The organism is Streptomyces ortus, assembly GCF_026341275.1.
Classification (GTDB): Bacteria; Actinomycetota; Actinomycetes; order Streptomycetales; family Streptomycetaceae; genus Streptomyces; species Streptomyces ortus.
The window spans coordinates 8598695-8605295 of sequence record NZ_JAIFZO010000002.1; the positions used below are offsets into that span (position 1 = coordinate 8598695).

The window sequence follows — 6601 nt, forward strand, 5'->3', positions numbered from 1 at the left end:
GGTCCGGCTCGCTGTGGCGGGCATAGCGCTTGACGGTGTTGAGCGATACGCCGAGACGGCGGGCGCAGACGAGCAGGCCGACGCCCTGGTCGAGGAGGTCGTGGACCTGCCGCCATCCTCTCGCGGGTGGTGGTGGCGCTTTTGCCCTCGGGCAGCGGCGGGCCGACTTTGCTCCAGCAGGAGGCGTGTGCGCCGACCTCCTTCAGCGCGGTTCCTGTCAGTCCGTGCCAGAGGTGCCAGCGGTCGCCGACCTGCACAATCGTCTGATCGGCGTCGGTGGTGGCCTGGGCGAAGGAGCCTGAGCCGTCCCGGCACACCACGCGGACGCCGGGATGCTCACGCAGCCAGGCGGTCACCGACCCCGCCAGGCGATCGGGCCACACGTCGATGCGCTCACCGGTGTCCGCGTTCGTGATGACAGTGGCATAGCGGTGGCCCTTGAGCAGGGCGAATTCGTCGATCCCGGCCACCACGGGCGTGGGCCGGCCGGGCAGCGGCATGCGCATCAGACAGTTCAGCACCGACGCCGCGGACAGCCTCTGGTGCAGCACCGTGAGCAGCCTGGCACCGGCCGAGCCAGCCAGTACTGCAGCGACCGCCTCGACTGTCCTCCGCAGCGCTGGCGTCCTGCGCTGGTAGCGCTCCGTCAGTCCGTCGACCTGCTCGACGAACGTTGTCCTCGGGCAGGCCGGGTTCTCGCAGTACAGCCGCCGCACCGAAAGATCGATCACCACGGGCCGCCCGCCGACCGACTCGTCCGTGACGTGACGCACATACCGCGAGTGCACCCAGTCCGACCATTGACCACACCCTGGGCACGCATGGCGCACATCTTCCCTTGTGAACGCGGTGATCCTCACGGCCACCGGGTTGGCATCCACCCGCTCAACTCGTAACCCCGCCAGCCGGGGCAACAGCTCGTCAAGGGTGACGTCACACACCACCAGCCTGGCACGGGCAGTCCGAGTCACACGGCCAATCGCCAGAACGATCAACGCCTACGAAAATCTTGGAAGAGCCGCTCGTTTGACAGACCCTTAACGGGAGGGAATGGGACGCCACGACGACGATGCCGTCGGTCTCGTGGACGAGACCGACGACATCAAGGAGTGGTCCGGCGAGCTCGGCAGTGCCGCTCTCGGCAGTGCTGTTCTCAGCAGTGCCGCAGACCGCGCGCGCTCGGATCGGCGTCGAAGGAGGACGGTGTGTTGACCCAGTCCGCCGGGACGTAGCCCCAGCCGTCGTAGCCAGGAGCGGTCCAGTCACCCTTGGTGTGGTACCAGGTGGTGTTGCCGCCGCCGTGCAGTCCACCATAGGTCCAGCAGTCGAACCAGCTGAAGGTGGAATAGAGCTGCCCCGTTATATTCGCTTCGTGGTAGGCGCCCGAGCGCAGAATGGCGGGGGCTCCGTTCTCGCACCACAGCCGGCCGTCGCTCGCCCGAACTCCGCACTCGGCGCTGGCAGCGGCACTGGCCGAAGGGGCGGCGATCATACCGCCCACTGTCAGGGCGAGGGCTGCCGTCCAGAGGGAGAGGTACTTCCTGGTCCTGGTCATTCACTGTCCTTTTCTCACTGGTTTTCGAGTTCGACCGAAAGGTGCCGGGTGCCTGCCCGGCTCTTCCCGCAGGCCCTTCGCAGCACCGTGATGCACTGCTCAGCACTGCGCGACGCCGGGCAGTTGATTGTCCGGACTGCTCATGTAGATGTTGCTGACATAGCCCCCGTACTGAGGCAGGTAGGCCCACCACTCGTTGGTGTAGGGCGGGACCGAGACGGTCTCCCCTCGCGTCTGGCAGCCGACGAGCACCTCGACCCCGGCGGGGAGCTGGAGAAGCGGGTCGCGGGTGGTATTGGGCTCGGGGCGGACGTTGACACCGGAGCTCCAGGTGCCGAACCACGTGCCCGCCGGTCGTACGCCACCGGGAACGTTCAGCGAACGGGTCAGCCTGCCCAGGTCGGTGTACGCCTTGCCGTACGAGGTGCCGACGTCGTGCAGGGTGTACACGGCCACGATGGAGCGGTCACCGGAGCCCACCGTCCCGGTCGCGTGCAGCGCCGGTTTCGTCAGGTCGACGGACGCTGCCTTGCCGTTGAGGGCCGACGTGGCGGGGCGGCACGTACCTTGCTCGATGTCGCCGAAACCCGACCAGCCCTGTTTCACGGCCCACGGCTTGTTGAAGGAGCCCGCGATACCGAAGTGCTGGTCGAAGTGGTCGGTGGCGGAGCAGCGTGTGGACAGCTTCAGATTACCCATGATCAGTTCGCGAACGCGGGCGGGCGCCGTGTCCAGCAGGTAACGGTAGATCTTCACCGTGTCCGCGGCCGTCAAGGCTGTGTAGCCCCACATGCCGTCCTGGTTGGCCGGCGGCGGGGTCGTGTTGCTGGAGAGGGACAGCTCACGGGCCATCCGGGTGACGATCGAGCCCCCGCCGTTACGCACCCAGAATTCGCTGGCCGCGTCGTCGTCGCTGCTGCGCAGCATGGAGTTCCACTTGGCCTGGTCACCGGACGGGATCTGGTAGTCCGGACCGCGGTTCCAGAGGTAGTCCAGCGCGATCAGCAGTTTGACCACGGAGGCCGACCGGAACTGCATGTTCGGGTTCAGCTGCTCGGTGAAGGTGCCGGTCTGCCGGTCGAAGACGGCGACTCCCGCCGTCACACCGGCCGGCACGGTGACACCGGCCGCGTCACGTGGCGCGGACGACGCCGCGTTCGTTGCCGCGGTGGCCGAAGGACTGAGCAGGGCGGTCATCACGGCCATGACCACGGCACACAGCACTGCTACGGAACGCCATCTGCTCCATCGGAACATGGCTCAGTACCGCTTCGTGCGGTCGAGGACGTTGCCGCCGCACACCGGCGCAGCGCGGGACATCCGCCCGTCGGGATTGTCGCCGGTGCCGTGGCCCACGGCGGTCGGGTGGGCCGCGTCCGGTGCGATGGGCGACAGGCCGCCAGCCGCCGTGCCGAGCAACCGCAGTGAACGCGAGGTGCGCATGGTGAGTTCCCCGTCTCTGTCGGTGGTGGTCCGGCCGGGTGGGCCGGGCCTGCCGAGAAGTCTCACCTTGGCCGCGTTCCGGTGACAATCGGTTTCGGCGTACGCCGAAAGTCCTCACTGCACCGGCCGCGAGGACTGCACTGGGGTTCTTGTCATCATCGACGTCATAGCCGTTCGGCCTGATCGCGCTGGTCGGATCCGCCCGAGGTGCTGACTCTCGCTCGACTGTGCTGGAGTTTTTCACGAGGCGTCCGTCGGTCGTCTCACTGTGTGCCGAGACACGGCCGCGCAGAGCCCTGTCTGAGAGCACCGGAACGAGAAGGCTTCAGGCACGGAAGTGAGAATCAGCAGAGAGCCGCAAGTTACACGCCGGAGAGTTGTACCTTGCCGCAAGTTGGTGTCGGCCATCGCCGACATTCGAAGCCGCGCAGGGCGTATCGCTGCGCAAGCGTCGGTCGACAAGGCAGTTGGGCCGAACATCACCGGCGGTGTGGACTCCTAGAGAGGCCTGCCGGTAGCCGGTGGCCGGCTTCTCGGTGCGGGGGGGCGTCATGTGGCGCGCGTCTCAATCATGCCTTGTCCGTGCAGGTTGGGTCGGTCACTGTCGTAGTGATCATCTCGTCCCGCCCGATGACCGACCACCATCGGAGACCTCATGCTGCGGGTCCACTTCACCGCTGACGACCTCGCACGCGTACGCGTCGCGGCCGCCCCCGATCCCCTGTGGGAGATCACCAACAGTTTCCAAGCGCTGATCAGCAAGGACGCGCCGCTGCTGTTCGGGCAGTGGCGCACACTCGTGCGGCCGCGGATGGGACGGGCACACAGCCTGCTGGCCGCTCTGCTGCCACCCAGGGGGTACTCCCCGGACTTCCTCACCCCTGATCTGCGGGGCTCCTTCGACCTGGCGGCTGCGATCGAGACGGTGCTCGGCACACCCCGGATTCGGTTGCGTCGCGATCTGGCCCTGTTTGCCGCCTCCGCACACCGTGCACAGCCGATGCCGCCCCTGACGCGAACTCTGGCAGAGGGCGAGCCCGCAGCGCTGCGCCGGCTCGGCTCCTCCCTGCAGGCTCAGCACCACAGCGCGCTCGCCCCGTTCTGGGACCAGATCCGGACCCAGGTGGACGCCGACCGGGCGATACGTGCCCGGTCGGTGCTGGACGGCGGCACCGACGGCCTGCTGGCAGGATTCCGTCCCGTGCTGCGCTGGCATCCGCCCGTGCTGGAGGCCGACTACCCGGTCCCGCGCAACGTGTACCTGCGCGGGCGGGGGCTGCTGCTCCAGCCGTCCTTCTTCTGCCTGCGCAGACCCGTCACGGTCGCCGACGAGACGCTCACGCCCGTCCTGGTCTACCCCATCCAGCACACTCTCGGCTGGGCCCAGGAGAGCGCCGGCACCGAAGACGACACGTCCCTGGGGGCGCTCATCGGCCGGACCCGCGCCGCCATCCTGGAGAACGTTGTCACGGGGGCAACGACCGGTGAGCTCGCCCTGCGCCTGAACGTCTCCGGCGCCGCGGTCAGCCAGCACACGGCCGTCCTGCGCCGCGCCGGCCTGCTGGTGAGCATGCGCCGCGGCAGGCACGTCCTGCACACCAGTACGCCCACGGGCCTCGCTCTCCTCGAGGGTGTGCGCCCTTCCGTTTAAGGCACCGCTTCAACATGTCGCGCAGGACACGCCAGCAGGAACAGCCTTGAGGTACGCACCAACGACCAGGGGAGTTCAACGAATGCGTACAGCACGTGCCCAGCGTTCTGTCCTTGGCGTCCTCGGCGCCTTGCTTCTGGCTCTGGCGGCCGTGTTCGCCGCCGGACCCGCCCAGGCTGCATCGCCCTCACCCGGCGCCGCAGCCGACCAGCGTTTCATCGCCCCGCCCGCACCGTCGGACGCTCAGGCTCGCGCCTCCCTCGCCGCGGCGTCCCCGGGCATCTCGCCGGCGGTCAACACCCAGCACGTACCGTCGGGCGGCTCGTTCAGCTGTGGCGACGGAAACTTCTGCGCCGCAGTGTGGGACCCGACCACAAGCGACTGGAAAATCTTCTTCCTCTTCGCCTGCCAGCGATACTCCGTCTCGAACTGGCTCGGCGACGGCGCCTACTACAACCAGCAGACCGGCAACGCCACGGCAAGCATCTACGGCCAGAGCGGCAACGTCCTGGTCAGCGCCCCGGCTGACGGCGGCATCAGCCACGGCATCAACTGGGACGCCGTCTGGTCCATCCGCAACTGCTGACTCACCAGCACACCAGCCAAGGGGCTCGGAGCGTCTACAGCTCCGAGCCCCTTGCCGTGCCAGGTTCGCCTGGCACGGTGCCCCACTGCCCCAGGCACGGCCGAACCCCATCAGGTCGGCAGAGTCGCGCGGCCCACATCGGCAAAACTTGCTTCCAGCAGCATGATTTGTGCAAAAGTTGCGAACAGCAGCAAGTTTTGCACTTCGATGTCGACAGGCGCCGACACTGGAGCGTTCGTAATGTCGTGGCCGCCGACATTACGAATCACAAAACCACAGGCCAGAGGCCACTTTCCGCTGAGCCCTCTTACATAAAGAACGACCTCCGCACACTCTGAGGGCTCCCAACGTCTTTTTCTGCAAAGAAAGAACTCAACTGCATGGCCCGGCGCTCCAGTTGGCTTTCCTCCGCTGACCTCGGGGAGCCCCACTATAAAAGTCGGTTGTATCAACAGCTCGCCGTGGCTGAGGCAGCTTCGCGTGCGGGCCCGTGGGCTATGTGCGGGCCGTGGCGACAGGTTCCGGGCCCTGTGCGAGTCGATTGACCTGCAGTCCTGCAGGTTGGGTGAGACTGCCGCAGATGCAATGAGAACGCCTAGCTGTCGACGATCAAGTTTTTCGGCTCTGGCGAAGATCTTGTGATCCACGCAGCGATGTTGATGTCGGAGTCTTGGAGTAACTGTCACGGCCTCAGAGCCGGGGGCCAGAAGTCGGGTCCTGTTGCGCCAGTAGGTTGGGGGCTATGGCACTGGCGCACATAGTTCTCACTTCAGGCCGCTCGATCGAACTCTCGGACGTGCGACTGTCCTCGACGTATGGCGGGATGTTGGAGGGGTACCCGTTCCGGCGCTGGAACGACCTCAAGCTGGAGCGCCTGCTCAAGAGCGTCGAGAAGGATCGTCCCTCAATTCCGGTGCACATGGTCGCGCCGGTCCGGGAGCTGCCCGACCTCCCTGCTGGTGGTTTCGGCCCGGTCGAACTGCTGCCTGCAGTGACGTGCGTTGGGTCGTTCACCTCTCAGCCGATCGATCCGGAACGAGAGTCGGTGCTGCACCACTCTGCACTGACCGTCGTGTGGTTCCAGGCGACTCCCGACATCCCGTCAGGTGAGGACGCCGATCACGGTCTCCGCAGCGTCTGCTGGGACGACGCCGCGAGAGACTTCGAACGTTAAGAGGTCAGCTCCAGCGCGTTCGGGCGACCGGTTCTCCTGAAAATCCCGTGCTCCGGGGCCGGTCAGGTCAGGTCAGGTCAGGTCAGGTCATGAGGAGTATCCGTTTGCGGAGCAGGTCGAGGTTGGCTCGGCCGTAGCCCTTCCGCTTGATCAGTTTGACGCGTGTCATGTGGCCCTCGACCTGGCCTGAGC

Annotated in this window: 7 protein-coding genes and 1 pseudogene; 3 read left to right on the forward strand and 5 right to left on the reverse strand. The window is 66.6% G+C overall.

Annotated features, from left to right (window positions below):
- Nucleotides 1-68 precede the first annotated feature (68 nt).
- The 4 genes and pseudogenes from K3769_RS40590 to K3769_RS40605 all read right to left on the reverse strand — a co-directional run.
- Nucleotides 69-971 (reverse strand): annotated as a pseudogene (locus tag K3769_RS40590) (ISL3 family transposase); the annotation flags it as partial.
- 182 nt (nt 972-1153) lie between these two features.
- Nucleotides 1154-1555, reverse strand: a complete 402-nt coding sequence (locus K3769_RS40595; RefSeq protein ID WP_267031216.1) for a hypothetical protein — start codon at nt 1553-1555, stop codon at nt 1154-1156.
- A 99-nt stretch (nt 1556-1654) separates the two neighbouring features.
- Nucleotides 1655-2761, reverse strand: coding sequence for a hypothetical protein (locus K3769_RS40600; RefSeq protein ID WP_267031217.1), 1107 nt, complete (start codon nt 2759-2761; stop codon nt 1655-1657).
- Nucleotides 2762-2815: 54 nt separating this feature from the next.
- Nucleotides 2816-2998 carry a hypothetical protein gene (locus tag K3769_RS40605; protein ID WP_267031218.1) on the reverse strand — a complete coding sequence of 61 codons (183 nt, stop codon included), beginning with the start codon at nt 2996-2998 and terminating at the stop codon, nt 2816-2818.
- Between the two features lie 655 nt (nt 2999-3653).
- Between K3769_RS40605 and K3769_RS40610 the strand changes: the two genes are divergently transcribed.
- Both K3769_RS40610 and K3769_RS40615 read left to right on the forward strand, forming a co-directional pair.
- A complete protein-coding gene (locus tag K3769_RS40610) occupies nt 3654-4649 on the forward strand; it encodes an ArsR/SmtB family transcription factor (protein ID WP_267031219.1) in 996 nt (331 codons plus the stop codon).
- Between the two features lie 82 nt (nt 4650-4731).
- Nucleotides 4732-5235 (forward strand): hypothetical protein, encoded by a 504-nt coding sequence (locus K3769_RS40615; RefSeq protein WP_267031220.1) that lies wholly within the window; start codon nt 4732-4734, stop codon nt 5233-5235.
- A 110-nt stretch (nt 5236-5345) separates the two neighbouring features.
- On the opposite strand, the gene K3769_RS40620 is transcribed toward K3769_RS40615, so the two are convergent.
- Nucleotides 5346-5504: a hypothetical protein gene (locus K3769_RS40620; RefSeq protein ID WP_267031221.1), complete on the reverse strand. Its 159-nt coding sequence runs from the start codon at nt 5502-5504 to the stop codon at nt 5346-5348.
- A 473-nt stretch (nt 5505-5977) separates the two neighbouring features.
- Here K3769_RS40620 and K3769_RS40625 point away from each other — a divergent pair, with 473 nt between their 5' ends.
- Nucleotides 5978-6409, forward strand: coding sequence for a hypothetical protein (locus K3769_RS40625; protein ID WP_267031222.1), 432 nt, complete (start codon nt 5978-5980; stop codon nt 6407-6409).
- The last annotated feature ends 192 nt before the right edge of the window (nt 6410-6601 follow it).

Bases quoted from the DNA above. Each gene is read 5' to 3' on its own strand.
- K3769_RS40595 (WP_267031216.1), bottom strand. From the start codon at position 1,555: ATGACCAGGACCAGGAAGTACCTCTCCCTCTGGACGGCAGCCCTCGCC.
- K3769_RS40600 (WP_267031217.1), bottom strand. From the start codon at position 2,761: ATGGCCGTGATGACCGCCCTGCTCAGTCCTTCGGCCACCGCGGCAACG.
- K3769_RS40605 (WP_267031218.1), bottom strand. From the start codon at position 2,998: ATGCGCACCTCGCGTTCACTGCGGTTGCTCGGCACGGCGGCTGGCGGC.
- K3769_RS40610 (WP_267031219.1), top strand. From the start codon at position 3,654: ATGCTGCGGGTCCACTTCACCGCTGACGACCTCGCACGCGTACGCGTC.
- K3769_RS40615 (WP_267031220.1), top strand. From the start codon at position 4,732: ATGCGTACAGCACGTGCCCAGCGTTCTGTCCTTGGCGTCCTCGGCGCC.
- K3769_RS40625 (WP_267031222.1), top strand. From the start codon at position 5,978: ATGGCACTGGCGCACATAGTTCTCACTTCAGGCCGCTCGATCGAACTC.